At 69.8% G+C, this 14,236-nt stretch carries 17 protein-coding genes and 1 pseudogene; 10 read left to right on the forward strand and 8 right to left on the reverse strand.

All coding sequences use genetic code 11. The features are described 5' to 3' along the window. Positions 1-28 precede the first annotated feature (28 nt). Together A7D27_RS11995 and A7D27_RS12000 are read left to right on the forward strand one after the other, a co-directional pair. A complete protein-coding gene (locus A7D27_RS11995) occupies positions 29-547 on the forward strand; it encodes a hypothetical protein (protein WP_069565026.1) in 519 nt (172 codons plus the stop codon). A 69-nt stretch (positions 548-616) separates the two neighbouring features. Next, positions 617-1,435 (forward strand): hypothetical protein, encoded by an 819-nt coding sequence (locus tag A7D27_RS12000; protein WP_069565027.1) that lies wholly within the window; start codon positions 617-619, stop codon positions 1,433-1,435. Between the two features lie 15 nt (positions 1,436-1,450). Here A7D27_RS12000 and A7D27_RS12005 read toward each other — a convergent pair whose 3' ends face one another. Further along, complete coding sequence (locus tag A7D27_RS12005) at positions 1,451-2,599, reverse strand: DUF1624 domain-containing protein (protein ID WP_069561383.1); 1,149 nt, start codon at positions 2,597-2,599, stop codon at positions 1,451-1,453. Positions 2,600-2,689: 90 nt separating this feature from the next. Next, positions 2,690-3,331, reverse strand: coding sequence for an AraC family transcriptional regulator (locus A7D27_RS12010; RefSeq protein WP_240921203.1), 642 nt, complete (start codon positions 3,329-3,331; stop codon positions 2,690-2,692). On the opposite strand from A7D27_RS12010, the gene A7D27_RS28695 reads away from it, so the two are divergent. Further along, positions 3,326-3,523, forward strand: a complete 198-nt coding sequence (locus tag A7D27_RS28695) for a hypothetical protein (protein ID WP_240919585.1) — start codon at positions 3,326-3,328, stop codon at positions 3,521-3,523. The two genes, A7D27_RS12010 and A7D27_RS28695, sit on opposite strands and share 6 nt — an antisense overlap. A gap of 86 nt (positions 3,524-3,609) precedes the next feature. Continuing rightward, a complete protein-coding gene (locus A7D27_RS12015) occupies positions 3,610-5,043 on the forward strand; it encodes an MFS transporter (RefSeq protein ID WP_069561385.1) in 1,434 nt (477 codons plus the stop codon). A gap of 38 nt (positions 5,044-5,081) precedes the next feature. Here the strand turns inward: A7D27_RS12015 and A7D27_RS27825 are convergent. The 4 genes and pseudogenes from A7D27_RS27825 to A7D27_RS12030 all read right to left on the reverse strand — a co-directional run. Then, positions 5,082-5,183, reverse strand: a pseudogene (locus A7D27_RS27825) (LysR family transcriptional regulator); the annotation flags it as partial. Positions 5,184-5,298: 115 nt separating this feature from the next. Further along, entirely contained in the window at positions 5,299-6,234 is a 936-nt protein-coding gene (catA, locus tag A7D27_RS12020; protein ID WP_069561386.1) for a catechol 1,2-dioxygenase, read from the reverse strand. A gap of 39 nt (positions 6,235-6,273) precedes the next feature. Next, entirely contained in the window at positions 6,274-6,564 is a 291-nt protein-coding gene (gene catC / locus A7D27_RS12025; protein ID WP_069565029.1) for a muconolactone Delta-isomerase, read from the reverse strand. A gap of 18 nt (positions 6,565-6,582) precedes the next feature. Continuing rightward, positions 6,583-7,704 (reverse strand): muconate cycloisomerase family protein, encoded by a 1,122-nt coding sequence (locus A7D27_RS12030; RefSeq protein ID WP_069565030.1) that lies wholly within the window; start codon positions 7,702-7,704, stop codon positions 6,583-6,585. A gap of 133 nt (positions 7,705-7,837) precedes the next feature. Here A7D27_RS12030 and A7D27_RS12035 point away from each other — a divergent pair, with 133 nt between their 5' ends. Together A7D27_RS12035 and A7D27_RS12040 are read left to right on the forward strand one after the other, a co-directional pair. Further along, the gene (locus tag A7D27_RS12035) at positions 7,838-8,710 is read left to right on the forward strand and encodes a LysR family transcriptional regulator (protein WP_069565031.1); all 873 of its coding nucleotides are present in this window, start codon (positions 7,838-7,840) and stop codon (positions 8,708-8,710) included. 98 nt (positions 8,711-8,808) lie between these two features. Continuing rightward, positions 8,809-10,254, forward strand: coding sequence for a SulP family inorganic anion transporter (locus tag A7D27_RS12040; RefSeq protein ID WP_069565032.1), 1,446 nt, complete (start codon positions 8,809-8,811; stop codon positions 10,252-10,254). A 74-nt stretch (positions 10,255-10,328) separates the two neighbouring features. Here A7D27_RS12040 and A7D27_RS12045 read toward each other — a convergent pair whose 3' ends face one another. Then, a complete protein-coding gene (locus tag A7D27_RS12045; protein ID WP_069561391.1) occupies positions 10,329-10,658 on the reverse strand; it encodes a hypothetical protein in 330 nt (109 codons plus the stop codon). Positions 10,659-11,054: 396 nt separating this feature from the next. On the opposite strand from A7D27_RS12045, the gene A7D27_RS12050 reads away from it, so the two are divergent. The 4 genes from A7D27_RS12050 (at position 11,055) to A7D27_RS12065 (ending at position 13,853) form a co-directional block, all read left to right on the forward strand. Beyond that, a complete protein-coding gene (locus A7D27_RS12050) occupies positions 11,055-11,861 on the forward strand; it encodes an ABC transporter substrate-binding protein (protein ID WP_069561392.1) in 807 nt (268 codons plus the stop codon). Between the two features lie 70 nt (positions 11,862-11,931). Next, the gene (locus A7D27_RS12055; RefSeq protein ID WP_069561393.1) at positions 11,932-12,660 is read left to right on the forward strand and encodes an amino acid ABC transporter permease; all 729 of its coding nucleotides are present in this window, start codon (positions 11,932-11,934) and stop codon (positions 12,658-12,660) included. Next, complete coding sequence (locus tag A7D27_RS12060) at positions 12,660-13,352, forward strand: amino acid ABC transporter permease (RefSeq protein WP_069565033.1); 693 nt, start codon at positions 12,660-12,662, stop codon at positions 13,350-13,352. The genes A7D27_RS12055 and A7D27_RS12060 overlap by 1 nt, the downstream gene beginning before the upstream one ends. A 66-nt stretch (positions 13,353-13,418) precedes the next feature. Beyond that, the gene (locus tag A7D27_RS12065) at positions 13,419-13,853 is read left to right on the forward strand and encodes a CopD family copper resistance protein (RefSeq protein ID WP_069561395.1); all 435 of its coding nucleotides are present in this window, start codon (positions 13,419-13,421) and stop codon (positions 13,851-13,853) included. 13 nt (positions 13,854-13,866) lie between these two features. Here A7D27_RS12065 and A7D27_RS12070 read toward each other — a convergent pair whose 3' ends face one another. Continuing rightward, positions 13,867-14,157 carry a hypothetical protein gene (locus A7D27_RS12070; protein WP_069565034.1) on the reverse strand — a complete coding sequence of 97 codons (291 nt, stop codon included), beginning with the start codon at positions 14,155-14,157 and terminating at the stop codon, positions 13,867-13,869. Positions 14,158-14,236: the final 79 nt, after the last annotated feature.

Raw genomic sequence — 14,236 nt, forward strand, 5'->3', positions numbered from 1 at the left:
GCCCGCCGACCGTCAAGGAGACCGTCCCGTGAAGCCCAGGAATCCCATTGCCCTCCTCGCCCTGCTCTGGGCCAGCTCACCTGCCTTCGCGCTGGACGCCCAGGTGGTCGGCGCGCTGGAGAAGGCGCTGACCTGCCAGCAGGCCCCGCTGGATGCCCGCGACGACGCGGTGAAGGCGCTGTTCAAGGCCAACGGCATCGTCGCCGTGGACCACGACGAAGACGGCCTGATCGACCTGGAGTACCGCCTGCCGCAACCGGTCGAGGTGCTGGGCGTGCCGATCTCCACCCTCTGGTACCGGGGCGACAGCGGCGCGGTGTTCTACGCGCAGGCCACCGGCGACCTGACGGCCTTCGTCGGCAGGACCGGCGTGCAGCCCGTGCCCAAGGACGACCTGGCCACCAGCGGCTGGGGACGCGGGCAGTACCGCAAGGAAGTCGGCCAGGCCTCCGACGACACCCCCTTCCCGGACGCCTTCTTCGTCGGCACCGACAGCGCGTCGCCGCCCGGGACGTTCTACTTCGGCTGCCAGGTGTTCGACGGCTGACCGGCGCACGCCGCCAAGCCCTGCTGGCGCTAGAATGCCCGCCCCTTTACCTGCTCAGGACACCCGCACATGGACCGTCGCCTCCATCGCCCCCTGTTCCGCGCCCTGCCCTGGCTGCTGGCGGCCGCCGCCAGCCTGGCCAACCCCGCCTGGGCCCGCGATGCACAGCCCTGTGAGCCCGCGTTGCTGAGCGGCATCGCCCAGCAACTGGGCCAGAAAGGCTGGCAACAGCCGAGCTACGACAGCGAAGGCCCGCTGGTGGCCGCCGCCTGCAAGCGCTGGCCGGACGACGCCCGGCAGAGCGTGGTGGCCCTGGCCTACGACAGCGATGCCAGCGGTAACACACCCGGTGAACGCCTGCTGCACCTGTTGGTGGCGCGGGTGGACAGCGCCAGCGGGCGCATCCTGGAGCGCCACGAAGGCAACCTGGAGGAAGACGCCCTGCTGGAGATCAGCGCCGACAGCCTCTGGCTGGACACCGCGCGCTACCGCCTGGCCAAGGACGTGCGCGCCTTCGGCGTGGTGATCAGCAGCCAGGCCCGTGGGCCCAGTTGTCCGGACGCGGGGATGTTCGACGAGCTGACGCTGTTCGTCCCCGGCGAGGCCGCCACCCTGCGCCCGGTGTTCACCGGCTACCTGCGGGAGTGGATCACCGTGCAGGGCACCCGTTGCGTGAACAACGACCGCTTCCGCTCCGAGCACGCGCGGATGACCCTGGCCATCGGCCCGAAGAGCAGCCACGGCTTCGCCGACCTGATCCTCTCCGCCCAGGTGAGCGACGATGACGACAAGCCGCTGCGCACGGTGAAGAAGACCCTGCAGTACGACGGCAAGACCTACCCCTACTCATCCTCCGACACCTTCTGGGGCACCCTGAGCGTCGACTGAGCCTCGGCGACGCCCCTAGAAATACTTCAGCCAGGCGAGGTCGCGCCGCCACGCCTTCAACCGGGCGAAGGCGCACACCGGCGGGAACAGCGCCACCGCCAGCACTGCGCTGGCCAGCCACAGCGCCCAGACGCCGTCGAAGCCGAACAGCGTGCCCTGGTTGGCGCCGAAGATGGCCAGGCACGCCAGGTAGAACAGCTTCAGCACGTAGAGGTGCAGCAGGTAGAAGAACATCGGCGCGGCGCCGAAGGTGGCCAGCAGCGGCACCAGGCGCGCCTGGCCGATGCGCTCGAAGGCCCGCAGCAGCCACAGGCCGAGCCCCAGGGTGAGGGCCAGGAACAGCAGCGACGGCGGGTACTTGGTGATGTTGAAGAAGGCCATCAGCGTGTGGGTCAGGTCGGCGCCCGGCGCCCAGGGCCGTTCGCCGTAGCCGTTCACCAGGCGCAGCAGCACGAAGAGCAGCAGGCACGCCGCGCCGGTCACCCACAGCCGGTGCTGGCGCGCCTCCGCCTGGCTGCCCCGGCCGAACCAGGGCCCGAGGGCATAGCCCAGGGCGATCACCCCGACCCACGGCAGCACCGGGTAGGAGGTGCGCAGGCGCAGGCCCTCGCCCAGCTCGATCCAGCCCCGGTCATGCAGCACCGCCCAGGGGATGTGCGCCCAGGTGCCGGGCTCGGCATGCACGCCATCCAGCAGGTTGTGCCCGGCCACCAGCAGCAGCCCGAGGGCCACCAGCGCCGGGCGCGGCAGCCAGACCAGCGCGGAGAGCGCCAGCATGCTGAGGCCGATGGCCCAGATCACCTGCAGGTACATCACGCCGGGCGGCCACTGGAAGGTCCAGGCAAAGTTGACCAGGGTGAGCTCCAGCACCACCAGGAACAGCCCGCGCTTGAACAGGAAGGCCGACACCGCCGCGCGCCCGTCGTGCTTTTCGCCGTAGAGGTAGGCGGACAACCCGGTCAGCAGGATGAACACCGGGGCGCAGAGGTGCGCCAGGGTGCGGCAGAGGAACAGCGCCGGGTCGGTGCCGGCCACGTCCATCGGGTCCCCCACCTGGTGGTGCAGGTAGAAGGTCTCGCGGACGTGGTCCAGCAACATGAAGAGGATGACGAGGCCCCGCAGGGCGTCGATGGATTGCAGGCGGGTCTGGGGCGTGTGGGGCATGGGCGGGCTCTGTTTTGAAACGTAATAAGATTACGTTTCGGCGCAATCCGTGCCAAGCGAGAAGTCGCCGCATCCACATTCCATCGCCCTTCAGCCGCCCGGCCGCTCGACGAAATAGCGCGCCGGGGTTTGCCCGAACGCCTTGCGGAACATGGCGATGAAGTTGCTCGGCGAGGCGTAGCCCAGGGCATCGGCCACCACCGCCACCGGGTCGCCCTGGGCCAGGCGCTCCAGGGCGTGCACCAGCCGCGCCTGCTGCCGCCACTCGGCGAAGGCCATGCCGGTCTCGGCGATGAACAGGCGCCGGGCGGTGCGCGGCGACAGCCCGGCGCTTTCGGCCCAGGCCTCCAGGCTGCGGGTGTCCGCCAGGTTGGCCAGCAGCCCACGGGCGATGGGCAGCACCCGGCGGTCGGTGGGCATCGGCAGGTGCAGCGGCTCGGTGGGCGCGGCGATGATCTCGTCCAGCAGCACCTGCACCAGCCGCTCGCGCTCGGGGGTCAGCGCCTCGCGGGGGGGCCAACTGGCCGCGCGGCTGACCAGCGCGCGCATCACCTCGCCCACGCCCATCACCTGGGGATGGGCCGGCAACCGGGCGCAGGCCGAGGGCTCGATCAGCACGCTCCAGCCGGACAGCACGCCGCTCAGGCTGGCCCAGTGTGGCACCCCCGGCGGCATCCAGGCGGCGCGGTACGGCGGCAGCACCCAGGAGCCCTGGGCGGTGCGCACGTGCACCAGGCCCGTCTCGACGCAGGTGAGCTGCCCGCGCCGGTGGCGGTGCCAGTCGGTTTCCTTGTTGCCCAGGCGGAAGACGTGGTCGGGCTCGTGGCCGCCGCGCAGGGCGATGAGCAGCGGACCGCCGAGCAGGTCCGTCAGGTCGACTTCAGCGATGATGGCGGTCTCCGGAATGGCAGGTTTGCAACATAGCTTGTCCGGATACGGTTATCGGAACAAGCGCCTTCGCCCCGATCCTGATGGCGCCCCCCGGATTCCCGGCCCAACAGGAGACACCGATGAACACCCTCGCCAGCGGCCAGCGGACAGCCGCGCCCACGGCCCTGCTCAACCCCGGCGCGCCCCTCTGGCTCGCTACCCTGATCGCCTGCCTGGCCTCCTTCATGGTGGTGATGGACGGCGCCATCGTGAACGTCGCCCTCCCCGCCATGGCCCGGGACCTGGGGCTGGACGCGGGCAGTCGGCAATGGGTGGTGGACGCCTACCTGGTGGCCCTGGGCGGGTTGATGCTGCTGGCCGCGCGGCTGGCCGACCGCCTCGGCCGGCGCCGGGTGCTGCGCGCCGGCCTGGCGCTGTTCAGCCTGGCCAGCCTGGTGGGCGGCCTGGCCCAGGGCCCGGCCCTGCTGGTGGCGGCACGGGCCTTCCAGGGGGCGGGAGCGGCGGTGCTGGCCACTTCGACCCTGGCGGTGATCGTCGGCGCCCATGCGCCGGGCGCCGGCCGGGACCGCGCCATCGCCCTGTGGACCGCCTCCGGCTCGCTGGCGGCGGCCTTCGGCGTACTGCTGGGCGGCCTGCTCACGGCCTACGCCAACTGGCGCTGGGTGATGTTCGTCAACGTGCCCCTGGGCATCGGCCTGTTCGTGCTCGCCTCAGCCACCCTGGCGCCCGGCTTGCCGACGAACCCCAAGCCGCTGGACGTGGGCGGTGCGCTGACCGTCACCGGCGCCGCCAGCGCCCTGGTCTACGCCCTGGTGAGCAGCGTCGGTCTGGGCTGGGGCGCGCCAAGGGTGCTGCTGGCACTGGGTCTGGCGGCGCTGCTGGGCGTGGCCTTCCTGATCATCGAGGCGCGGGTGCGCGAGCCGCTGGTGCGCCTGGGTCTGTTCCGCCAGCGCAACGTGGCGCTGGGCAATCTGTTGCTGCTGAGCCTGGGTGCCACCCTCACCGCATCGCTGTATTTCCTGGCCCTGGCGCTGCACGAGGTGGCCGGCCTGGGCGCCCGCGACACCGGCCTCGCCATGCTGCCGACCTGCCTGGCCATCGCCAGCGCCGCCCTGGGTGCCCGCTGGCTCGCCGCACGGGGGATGCGCCACCTGCCCAGCCTCGGCGGGGTGCTGGCGGCGCTGGGCTTTCTCGGGCTGGCCTGGCTGCCGAAGGAGGTGGACCTGCTGCGCCATGTGGCGGGCCCGACCCTGCTGCTGGGCACCGGTGTCGGGCTGATGCTGGCCACGGCGGTGCACGCGGCCATCGCCGGGATCGCCCCGGCGGACACGGCGCTGGCCTCCGGCCTGCTCAACACCTCGCGGCAATTGGGCGGTGCACTGGGGATTGCGGTGTTCGTCAGCCTGGCCCACCACACCAGCGCTCAGGCGCTGGCCACCGGGCTGGATGCCGGGACGGCGACCCTGGCGGGCTACCACGCGGCCTTCGTCGCCATCGCCGGAGTCAGCCTGCTGACCGCCCTGCTCGCCCTGGGCCTGCGCCGCGCGGGCTGAGCCGGCTCAGCGTTCGCGGGACATGAACGGGTGGAAAGGAACAGCTTCTCGCCGACCCGGGTGAGGTTGGGTTCGAGCATCAGGGCTTCGAAGATCACCAGCAGGTTCATGTCGACGCGGCGGAGGTCGTTGCGGTTCATGGGCGCATCCGGGCAGTGGCTGAGCGGGCCATTCAAGCATGGGCCCGCCCGCCTGACTTGCATGGATGTGCCTTGGGGCTGCCCCGGCCACCGCGACCGGGGCGTGCCCGTGGGCTCAGGCGCCCGGCACCTGCAGGGCGCGGGGGCGCTGGCTGCGCTGCTCGTCCTGGTTGTGGCTGGCCGGCTGCAGCACGAAATCGAACTGCAACTCGGCGCAGGGGCCTTCCACGCCATGGGCGCTGCCGTTGGCCAGGTGGGTCACCTCACCCACCAGCCCTTCGCGGGTGGCGTAGGCGAAGTCGTCCCACAGGTAGCGGTCCCCGGCGAGGTTGATCTGGGTGGTCAGGTGGCGGTGGCCGCCGGCAGAGATGAAGAAGTGGATGTGCGCGGGGCGCTGACCGTGCCGGCCGAGGCCGTCGAGGCATTCCTGGGTCGGGCCCTGGGGGTCGCAACCGTAGCCGGAGGGGATGATGCTGCGGGCGCGGTAGCGACCCTCGGCGTCGGTGACGATGCGGCGACGCAGGTTGTACTCGGACTGGCTGGAGTCGAAGTAGGAATACAGGCCCTTGGTGTTGGCGTGCCACAGGTCCACCACCGCACCGACCAGCGGGCGGCCGTCGGTATCGCGCACCGTGCCTTCGAGGAACAGCGGGATGCCCACGCCGTCTTCGCTGCCGTCATCCAGCCGCGCGAAGCCTTCGCTCAGCGGCGCACCGGCCACGTAGAGCGGGCCTTCGATGGTGCGCGGGGTACCGCCGGTACGCCCGGCCTCGGCGTCGCGGGCGTCCTGCAGCATGTCGAGGAAGCGCTCCAGGCCCAGCCCCGCTACCAGCAGGCCGGCCTCGCCTCGGGCGCCCAGGCGGTTGAGGTAGTCGACGGCCTTCCAGAACTCGTCGTCGGTGATGGCCAGCTCCTCGATCAGCCGGGCGCTGTCCTGCAGCACCCGCTGAACGATGCGTTTGAGGCGCGGGTTGCCGGCATCGTTGCCGAAACCGGCCGCCTGCTCGAAGAAACGCTGAAGTTCGGCAGTGTGGGAGATCTTCACGGTCATGGGGGTCACCTCATTGTTCTTGTTCAGGGTGTTCGGGGCTCAGCGGTCGTCATCATGGATCGACGAGGGGTGGCGGCAGAGTCCGTCAATCTCGATGTCCATGTAGGGAAACAGCGGGAGTTGCATCAGGGTTTCGTGCAGCGCTTCGACGCTGGGTACGTCGAACACGCTGTAGTTGGCGTAGTGCCCGGCGATGCGCCAGAGGTGGCGCCAGGTGCCGTCGCGCTGCAGGCGCTGGGCCAAGGCCTTCTCGTCGGCCTTGAGCCGGGCGGCCCGCTCCGGGTCCATGTCGGCGGGCAGGTGAACGGTCATCTTCACGTGGAACAGCATGGTCGGGGTCCTCCGGGGTCAGGAACGGCGGAAGCGCGCCAGGCGCTCCTCGTCCAGGGTCAGGCCGATGCCGGGGGTACGCGGCACCTGCAATTGGAAGTCGCGGTAGACGGGGGGCTCGGTGACGATCTCTTCGGTCAGCAGCAGCGGCCCGAACAGCTCGGTGCCCCAGGTCAGTTGGCGCAGGGTGAGGAAGGCGTGGGCGGAGGCCAGGGTGCCGATGGCGCCTTCGAGCATGGTGCCGCCGTAGAGCGCCACGCCGGCCGCCTCGGCGATCTGGGCGGTGCGCAGCACGGCACGGGGGCCGCCGTTCTTGGCGATCTTCAGGGCGAACACGCTGGCAGCGCCCTCGACGGCGAGGCTGAAGGCATCCTCGACGCTCTCGATGGATTCGTCCGCCATGATCGGCGCCGGGCTGGAGCGGTTCAGGCGTACCTGGCCGCTGCGGTTGTGCCGCGGGATCGGCTGCTCGATGAGGTCGATGCCGTGCTCACCGAGCACCCGGCAACCGCGGATCGCCTGGGACTCGTCCCAGTGCTGGTTGACGTCCACCCGCACGCTGGCGCGGTCGCCCAGGGCACGCTTGATGGCCACCGCGTGGGCCAGGTCCTGCTCCAGGGGGTTGGCGCCGATCTTCAGCTTGAACAGGCGGTGGCGGCGCAGGTCGAGCATGCGCTCGGCCTCTTCGATGTCGCGGCCGGTGTCGCCGCTGGCCAGCGTCCAGGCCACTTCCAGACCCTCGCGCACGCGGCCGCCGAGCAGTTCGCTGACCGGCAGCCCGAGGCGTTTGCCCTGGGCGTCCAGCAGGGCCGTCTCGATGCCGGACTTGGCGAAGGTGTTGCCCTTGGCGACCCGGTCCAGGCGCTGCATGGCGGCGTTGATGTTGTCCGCCGGCTGGCCGATCAGCGCTGGAGCCAGGTGCGCGTCGATGTTGGCTTTCATCCCTTCCGGGCTCTCGTAGCCGTAGGACAGCCCGCCGATGGTGGTGGACTCGCCGATGCCCTCGACGCCGTCGCTGCAGCGCAGGCGCAGGATCACCAGGGTCTGCCGTTGCAGGGTGTGCATGGCCAGCTTGTGGGGGCGGATGGTCGGCAGGTCGACGATGCAGGTGTCCAGCCGTTCGATCAGGGGAGTGCTCATGGGTGTGCTTCCGTGGCGCAGGGTTCGGCTCGCTCGATACCCTGCAAGTCTGGGTTTGGGTGGGCGAACATTGCGCCAGCAGGAACGACAGGTCCAATATCATCTCCCTCTTCTTTCATACCCGGTAGGTATCGTGGAACTCAGGCACCTGCGCTATTTCCAGGCCGTGGCGGACACCCTCAACTTCACCCGTGCGGCCGAGCGCCTGCACATCGCCCAGCCCCCACTGAGCCGGCAGATCCAGCAACTGGAGGAGGAGCTGGGCACGCCGCTGCTGGAGCGCGGCCGACCGCTGCGGCTGACCGAGGCCGGCCGCTACTTCCATGAACAGAGCGCAGCCCTGCTGCAGCAGGTGCAGACCCTCTGCGACACCACCCGGCGCATCGGCCAGGGGCAGCGCCAGTGGCTGGGCATCGGCTTCGCCCCCTCCACGCTCTATGCGGTGCTGCCGGAACTGATCCGCGAGTTGCGCCAGGACCCGGACCTGGAGCTGGGCCTGCAGGAAATGACCACCCTGCAGCAGGTGGAGGCGCTGAAGAGCGGGCGCATCGACATCGGCTTCGGGCGCATCCGCTTCGACGATCCGACCATCCACCAGCAGGTGCTGCGGGAAGACCCGCTGGTGGCGGTGCTGCCCGCCGGCCACCGGCTGCTCGGGCGCCCGGTGTCGCTGCAGCAGCTCGCCGACGAGCCCTTCGTGCTCTACCCCGCCAACCCGCGCCCGAGCTACGCCGACCACGTGCTGGCGCTGTTCGCCAACCGGGGCCTGGCGGTGCGCGTGGGGCAGTGGGCCAACGAGCTGCAGACCGCCATCGGCCTGGTTGCGGCCGGCCTGGGCGTCGCCCTGGTGCCGGCCTCGGTGCGCCAGCAGCACCGGGCCGACATCGACTACGCCGAGGTGCTGGAGCCGGAGGCGGTCTCGCCCATCATCCTCAGCCGCCGCGCCCAGGACGGCAGTGCCCATGTCCAGCGCTGCCTGGAGCTGATCCAGCGGGTCAACCGCTGAGGCGGGCCGTGCTGGCGGGGCCGGGCGCATTTCCGTACCATGCGCGCCCCTCCCAAAAAACCTGACAGGGCCGGCAACACACCCGGCCCGGTAAGCCCATGAAGAAACCCCGCCTGCGTCATGAAGTCCTGGCCGGTCTCACCACCGCCTTCGCCCTGGTGCCCGAGTGCATCGCCTTCGCCCTGGTCGCCCACCTCAATCCGCTCATGGGGCTGTACGGCGCCTTCATCATCTGCACCCTCACCGCCCTGTTCGGCGGCCGGCCGGGGATGATCTCCGGCGCTGCCGGTTCCATGGCAGTGGTCATCGTCGCCCTGGTGGTGGAGCACGGGGTGCAGTACCTGCTGGCCACCACGGTACTGGCGGGGCTGGTGATGCTGCTGTTCGGCGCGTTGCGCCTGGGCAAGCTGGTGCGCATGGTGCCGCACCCGGTGATGCTGGGCTTCGTCAACGGCCTGGCGATCGTCATCGCCCTGGCCCAACTGGGGCACTTCAAGCAGGGCGACGCCTGGCTGAGCGGCATGCCGCTGTACACCATGCTCGGCCTGGTGGGGCTGACCATGGCGGTGGTCTGGCTGCTGCCGCGACTGACCCGCGCCGTGCCACCGGCGCTGGTGGCGATCCTCGGGGTCGGGCTGCTGGTGCACCTGCTGGGCCTGCCCACCCGCACCCTGGCGGACATGGCGCAGATCGCCGGCGGCCTGCCCAGCTTCGCCCTGCCATCGGTGCCCTGGAACCTGGAGACGCTGCAGATCATCGCGCCCTATGCGCTGCTGATGGCCATGGTCGGGTTGCTGGAGACCCTGCTCACCCTCAACCTCACCGACGAGATCACCGAGAGCCGGGGCTTCCCCGACCGCGAGTGCATGGCCCTGGGCGCTGCCAACATCGTCTCCGGTGCGTTCGGCGGCATGGGTGGCTGCGCGATGATCGGCCAGACCGCCATCAACCTCAGCTCCGGCGGCCGGGGGCGGCTGTCCGGCGTGGTGGCCGGGGTGATGATCCTGCTGTTCGTGCTGTTCCTGTCCCCGCTGATCGAGCGTATCCCGCTGGCGGCGCTGGCCGGGGTGATGTTCGTGGTGGCCCAGCAGACCTTCGCCTGGGGCTCCCTGCGGGTTGCCGGCAAGGTGCCGCTGCACGACGTGCTGGTGATCGTCGCCGTCACCGTGATCACCGTCTTCACCGACCTGGCCGCCGCCGTGCTCTGCGGCATCGTCATCGCCGCGCTGAACTTCGCCTGGCACCACGCCCGCGAGCTGTACGCCGACAGCCACATCGAAGCCGACGGCAGCAAGCTCTACCGGGTGCACGGCACGCTGTTCTTCGCCTCCGCCACGCCCTTCCTCAACCAGTTCGACCCCGCCGGCGACCCGGAACGGGTCACCCTCGACTGCCGGCACCTCAGCTTCGTCGACTACTCCGCCATCGCTGCCCTCAAGACCCTGCGCGAGCGCTACACCAAGGCCGGCAAACACCTGCGCGTGGAGCACCTCTCCGAGCGCTGCCGCACCCTGCTCAGGCGCGCAGGGGAACAGCCGGCCTGAGTGCGTCGGGCTGTAGATCTAGATCGATAGCCACCCCAGCCGCAGGCAACGCCTGGGCCAGGGTGGGGAAGCCCTCAGACGAATGCCTGAGCGCGGCGGCGGGAGCGCGGCAGGCGCTGCTTGCCGGGGGTCTGGCTCAGACGGGCCTGCCAACTCTGCCAGGCGCTGCCCTGGGTGGCGGCCTGCTGGGGGCTCTTGCGGGCAGCGGGCTCGCTGCGGGACTGCGTGACGCGCGCCTGGGCGGCTGTGGCCTGGGGCGCAGCGCCCTGTTCGGCCTGGGTGAAGGCGTTGGTCCGGCGGCAGGTCTTGCAGGTGACCTCGGCCGGCTGGTTGGAGGCGTTCAGGTTGGCATCGCTGCGGCCGCAGGCACCCTGACCCTCTCCGCTCAGGAAATGGATAACCATTTGATTCTCCTAATAAAAAGGGGGCGGCATTATTCCCGCATCGCAGGGCTATTTCCAGCCGGATGGACCAGCGGCAGGCGTGAGGCCACCTGCCAGGGCGGCGACGGATTCCACAGGCTGGACACGCGCTCGACGACAGCGCGCTATTCCGGCGCTATCCGCTCGAATGAACAGTGCTCGCATAAATTCCAATTCGGACTCAATTACTAAGCGTTTATTCTTTTTGGCTATTAGATAGACCGATTCATTCTTTTTCAGTCCCCACCCTCCCCTGACACACTCCGCTGCGCCTGGAGCCACCCTCCGGCAGCGGCGGGCGCCCTCACCCAGGGCGCCCGCCATCCCCGCATACGGTGCCCTGCGAATCGACAGGGCCCATCCAGGAGCTGTCATTTCATGAAGAAACTCACTGCCATCACCGCCCTCGCCCTGGCCGTACTGTCCGGCCTGGCCCATGCCGACCGCCTCGAAGACATCCGCAAGGCCGGGGTCCTCCGGGTTGCCGCCTTCGACAGCAACCCGCCCTTCGGCTTCGTCGACCCGCAGACCAAGCAACTGGCCGGCCTCGACGTCGACTACGCCAAAGCCCTGGCCGGCAAGCTGGGCGTGAAGCTGGAACTGCTGCCCACCAACCCGGCCAACCGCATTCCGCTGCTGACCGCCAACAAGGTGGACCTGGTGCTGGCCAACTTCACCATCACCCCCGAGCGGGCCCAGCAGGTGAACTTCAGCATTCCGTACTTCGCCTCCGGCCAGCAGTTCATCGTGCGCAAGGGCACCCTGACCGAGCCGGAGCAACTGAACACATGGCGCGTGGGCGTGGACAAGGGCACGGTCAACGAAGGCGTCCTGCGGGAGAAATTCCCCGGCGCCAAGGTCATCGCCTACGACGACACCCCCTTCGCCTTCACCGCCCTGCGCAACGGCCAGGTACAGGCCATCACCCAGGACGGCCCCAAGCTGATCGGCCTGCTGGCCAACGTCCCGGACAAGGAAAAGTACGAGGTGCCGCCCCTCACCCTCTCCAACGACCTGATTGGCGTCGGCATTCCCAAGGGCGAGGCCGCCCTGACCGAGTTCGTCGACCAGTCACTGCGCGAGCTGGAGGGCAGCGGCGACGCCCAGAAGATCTATGACGCCTGGTTCGGCCCGAGCACGCCGACGCCCCTGGCCCGCCTCTACCGGATCGGCGACAAGAGCTGATCGCCCTCTCTCCCTGCGCCCCGCTTCGGTGGGGCGCAGTCGTTGATGCCCCCTGCCTGGAACCTTCTTCATGTTTGGCGACCTTCTCGCCCCGCTCTACCTGGGCTGGCTGCTGGACGGCTTCCTGCTGACCCTCGGCCTTTCCGCCCTGTGCTGCCTGCTGGCCACGCTGCTCGGCGCGCCCCTGGCCATCGCCCGCCTGGCGCCCTCGCGCCTGTTGTCCTGGCCGGCGCAGGCCTTCCTGACCACCTTTCGCAATACGCCCCTGCTGGTGCAGTTGTTCTTCTGGTATTTCGGCGTGCCGGCACTGTTGCCGGAAGCGCTGGTGTTCTGGCTCAACAGCCCGCACGAACTGGCCATCGGGCCGCTGGTGCTGACCTGGCCGTCGTTCGAGTTCCTCGCCGGGGCCTGGGGCCTGACGCTCTACACCACGGCCTTCGTCGCCGAGGAGTTCCGCGCCGGCATCGCCTCGGTACGCCCGCAGCAGCGCGAGGCCGGCCTGGCGCTGGGCATGACGCCTGGCCAGGTGTGGCGCGTGGTGCTGCTGCCCCAGGCGCTGCGCACGGCCTTCGCCCCGCTGCTGGGGCAGTACATGAGCGCGCTGAAGAACTCCTCGCTGACCATGGCCATCGGCCTGGCCGAGCTGTCCTACGCCTCGCGCCAGGTCGAGACGGAAACCTTCAAGACCTTCCAGGCCTTCGGCCTCGCCACCCTGCTGTACATCGGCACCATCGCGCTGATGGAAGCCCTCGGCCAGGTGGTGCAGCACAGCCGGCGCTACCGCCAGGGAGCCGCCTGATGGACATTTCGGTCATCCTCGACAACCTCGACTATCTGCTGCTGGGCCCCTGGCCCGAGGGCCCGCTGGGCGGCGCCGCACTGACGCTGGTGCTGGCCCTGTGCTCGGCCCTGGCGTCGGCGCTGATCGGCCTGGTGCTGGGCATCGCACTGGCCCTGTCGAAGGGCCGCTGGCGCCTGCTGCTGGTGGGCGTGCTGGGCTTCTTCCGGGCGATCCCGGTGCTGATGCTGGTGTTCTGGACCTACTTCCTGCTGCCCATCGTCTTCCATGTGGACGTGCCCGCCCTGGCCACGGTGGTCTGCGCCCTTTCGCTGATCGGCGGGGCCTACCTGGCCCACTCGGTCAGCGCCGGCATCCTCAGCCTGCCGGAGGGCCAATGGCACGCGGCGCGCGCCCTGGGCATGCGCCCCTGGCAGGTGCTGCGCTGGGTGATCCTGCCCCAGGCCCTGCCGATCATGCTGCCGTCGTTCCTCAACCAGTGGGTCTCGCTGATCAAGGACACTTCCCTGGCCTATGTCATCGGCGTCGGCGAGCTGTCGTTCGTGGCCACCCAGGTGAGCAACCGGTTGATGGTGCACCCCACGGAGATCTTCCTCTTCGTCGCCCTGCTCTACTTCGTCCTGTGCACCAGCCTGGACCTGGCGGCCGGGGCGCTGGCGCGCTACGGCGGCGGCCCCCGGCAGGCGCGTTGACGCGGGTCATGGCACTGCCCTGGCGAGCCGTCATGATCCGCCCACCCTGCCGCCCGAGGACCCGCCATGACCTACCTGCTGCTCAAGTTCGTGCACATCACCGCTGCGGCGTTCTTCATCGGCGGGGTGTTCTTCGAGGTGATGATCCTCAGCCGCGCCACACCGGTGCTGGACGAAGACGCCCGCAGCCGCCTGTCCCAGGCCCTCGGCAAGCGCGCCCGACAGGTGATGCACTGGGTGGTGCTGGCACTCTACGGCGCCGGGCTGGGCCTCGCCTGGCACTACCGCGCGGTGCTGGCGGCGCCTTTCGCCAGCCACTTCGGCACGCTGCTGGTGCTGAAGATCAGCCTGGCGCTGAGCATCCTCGGGCACTTCCTGCTGGTGGTCCTGCTGATGCGCAGCGGCCGCATGACGCCCGCCCGCTCGCGCCTGATCCACCACAGCGTGCTGCTGCAGATGCTCGCCATCCTCTTCCTCGCCAAGGGCATGTTCCTGCTCTGACGGCCGGCGCGCCCTACTCGAACCACACCGAGCGGGCCCCGTAGCGCCAGATGGCCTCGCCCAGCAGCTGTGCACCGCAGGAGCCGTCCCCCAAAGCCTGGTGGGCGGCCTGCGGCGAGCGCCAGCGGCTGCGCTGGACCAGCCAGTCGCCGTCGGCGCCGACCTCCAGGGAGCTTTCCAGCAACCCCTGGTGCGACGCCAGGCAGGCGGCCAGGCGCGGTGCCAGCCCCTCCAGCAGGGCCTGGCGGCGCTCGGGATCGAAGGCGAACCGGATGGCGGTGTGGATTTCCTCTGCGTGCTGCATGTCCCGACTCCTCTGCGGACCGATCTTGTGCATGAACGGCGCCGAGGGTAAAACCTCAACTTAACTTGAGGTCAAGAGT

The sequence above is a fragment of the Pseudomonas sp. 1D4 genome, assembly GCF_001728925.1.
Classification (GTDB): domain Bacteria; phylum Pseudomonadota; class Gammaproteobacteria; order Pseudomonadales; family Pseudomonadaceae; genus Metapseudomonas; species Metapseudomonas otitidis.

Excerpts from the sequence above, each read along its gene's own strand:
- A7D27_RS12000 (WP_069565027.1), top strand. The coding sequence starts at position 617 with ATGGACCGTCGCCTCCATCGCCCCCTGTTCCGCGCCCTGCCCTGGCTG.
- A7D27_RS12005 (WP_069561383.1), bottom strand. The coding sequence starts at position 2,599 with ATGCCCCACACGCCCCAGACCCGCCTGCAATCCATCGACGCCCTGCGG.
- A7D27_RS12015 (WP_069561385.1), top strand. The coding sequence starts at position 3,610 with ATGAACACCCTCGCCAGCGGCCAGCGGACAGCCGCGCCCACGGCCCTG.
- catA (WP_069561386.1), bottom strand. The coding sequence starts at position 6,234 with ATGACCGTGAAGATCTCCCACACTGCCGAACTTCAGCGTTTCTTCGAG.
- catC (WP_069565029.1), bottom strand. The coding sequence starts at position 6,564 with ATGCTGTTCCACGTGAAGATGACCGTTCACCTGCCCGCCGACATGGAC.
- A7D27_RS12030 (WP_069565030.1), bottom strand. The coding sequence starts at position 7,704 with ATGAGCACTCCCCTGATCGAACGGCTGGACACCTGCATCGTCGACCTG.
- A7D27_RS12040 (WP_069565032.1), top strand. The coding sequence starts at position 8,809 with ATGAAGAAACCCCGCCTGCGTCATGAAGTCCTGGCCGGTCTCACCACC.
- A7D27_RS12045 (WP_069561391.1), bottom strand. The coding sequence starts at position 10,658 with ATGGTTATCCATTTCCTGAGCGGAGAGGGTCAGGGTGCCTGCGGCCGC.
- A7D27_RS12050 (WP_069561392.1), top strand. The coding sequence starts at position 11,055 with ATGAAGAAACTCACTGCCATCACCGCCCTCGCCCTGGCCGTACTGTCC.
- A7D27_RS12055 (WP_069561393.1), top strand. The coding sequence starts at position 11,932 with ATGTTTGGCGACCTTCTCGCCCCGCTCTACCTGGGCTGGCTGCTGGAC.
- A7D27_RS12060 (WP_069565033.1), top strand. The coding sequence starts at position 12,660 with ATGGACATTTCGGTCATCCTCGACAACCTCGACTATCTGCTGCTGGGC.
- A7D27_RS12065 (WP_069561395.1), top strand. The coding sequence starts at position 13,419 with ATGACCTACCTGCTGCTCAAGTTCGTGCACATCACCGCTGCGGCGTTC.
- A7D27_RS12070 (WP_069565034.1), bottom strand. The coding sequence starts at position 14,157 with ATGCAGCACGCAGAGGAAATCCACACCGCCATCCGGTTCGCCTTCGAT.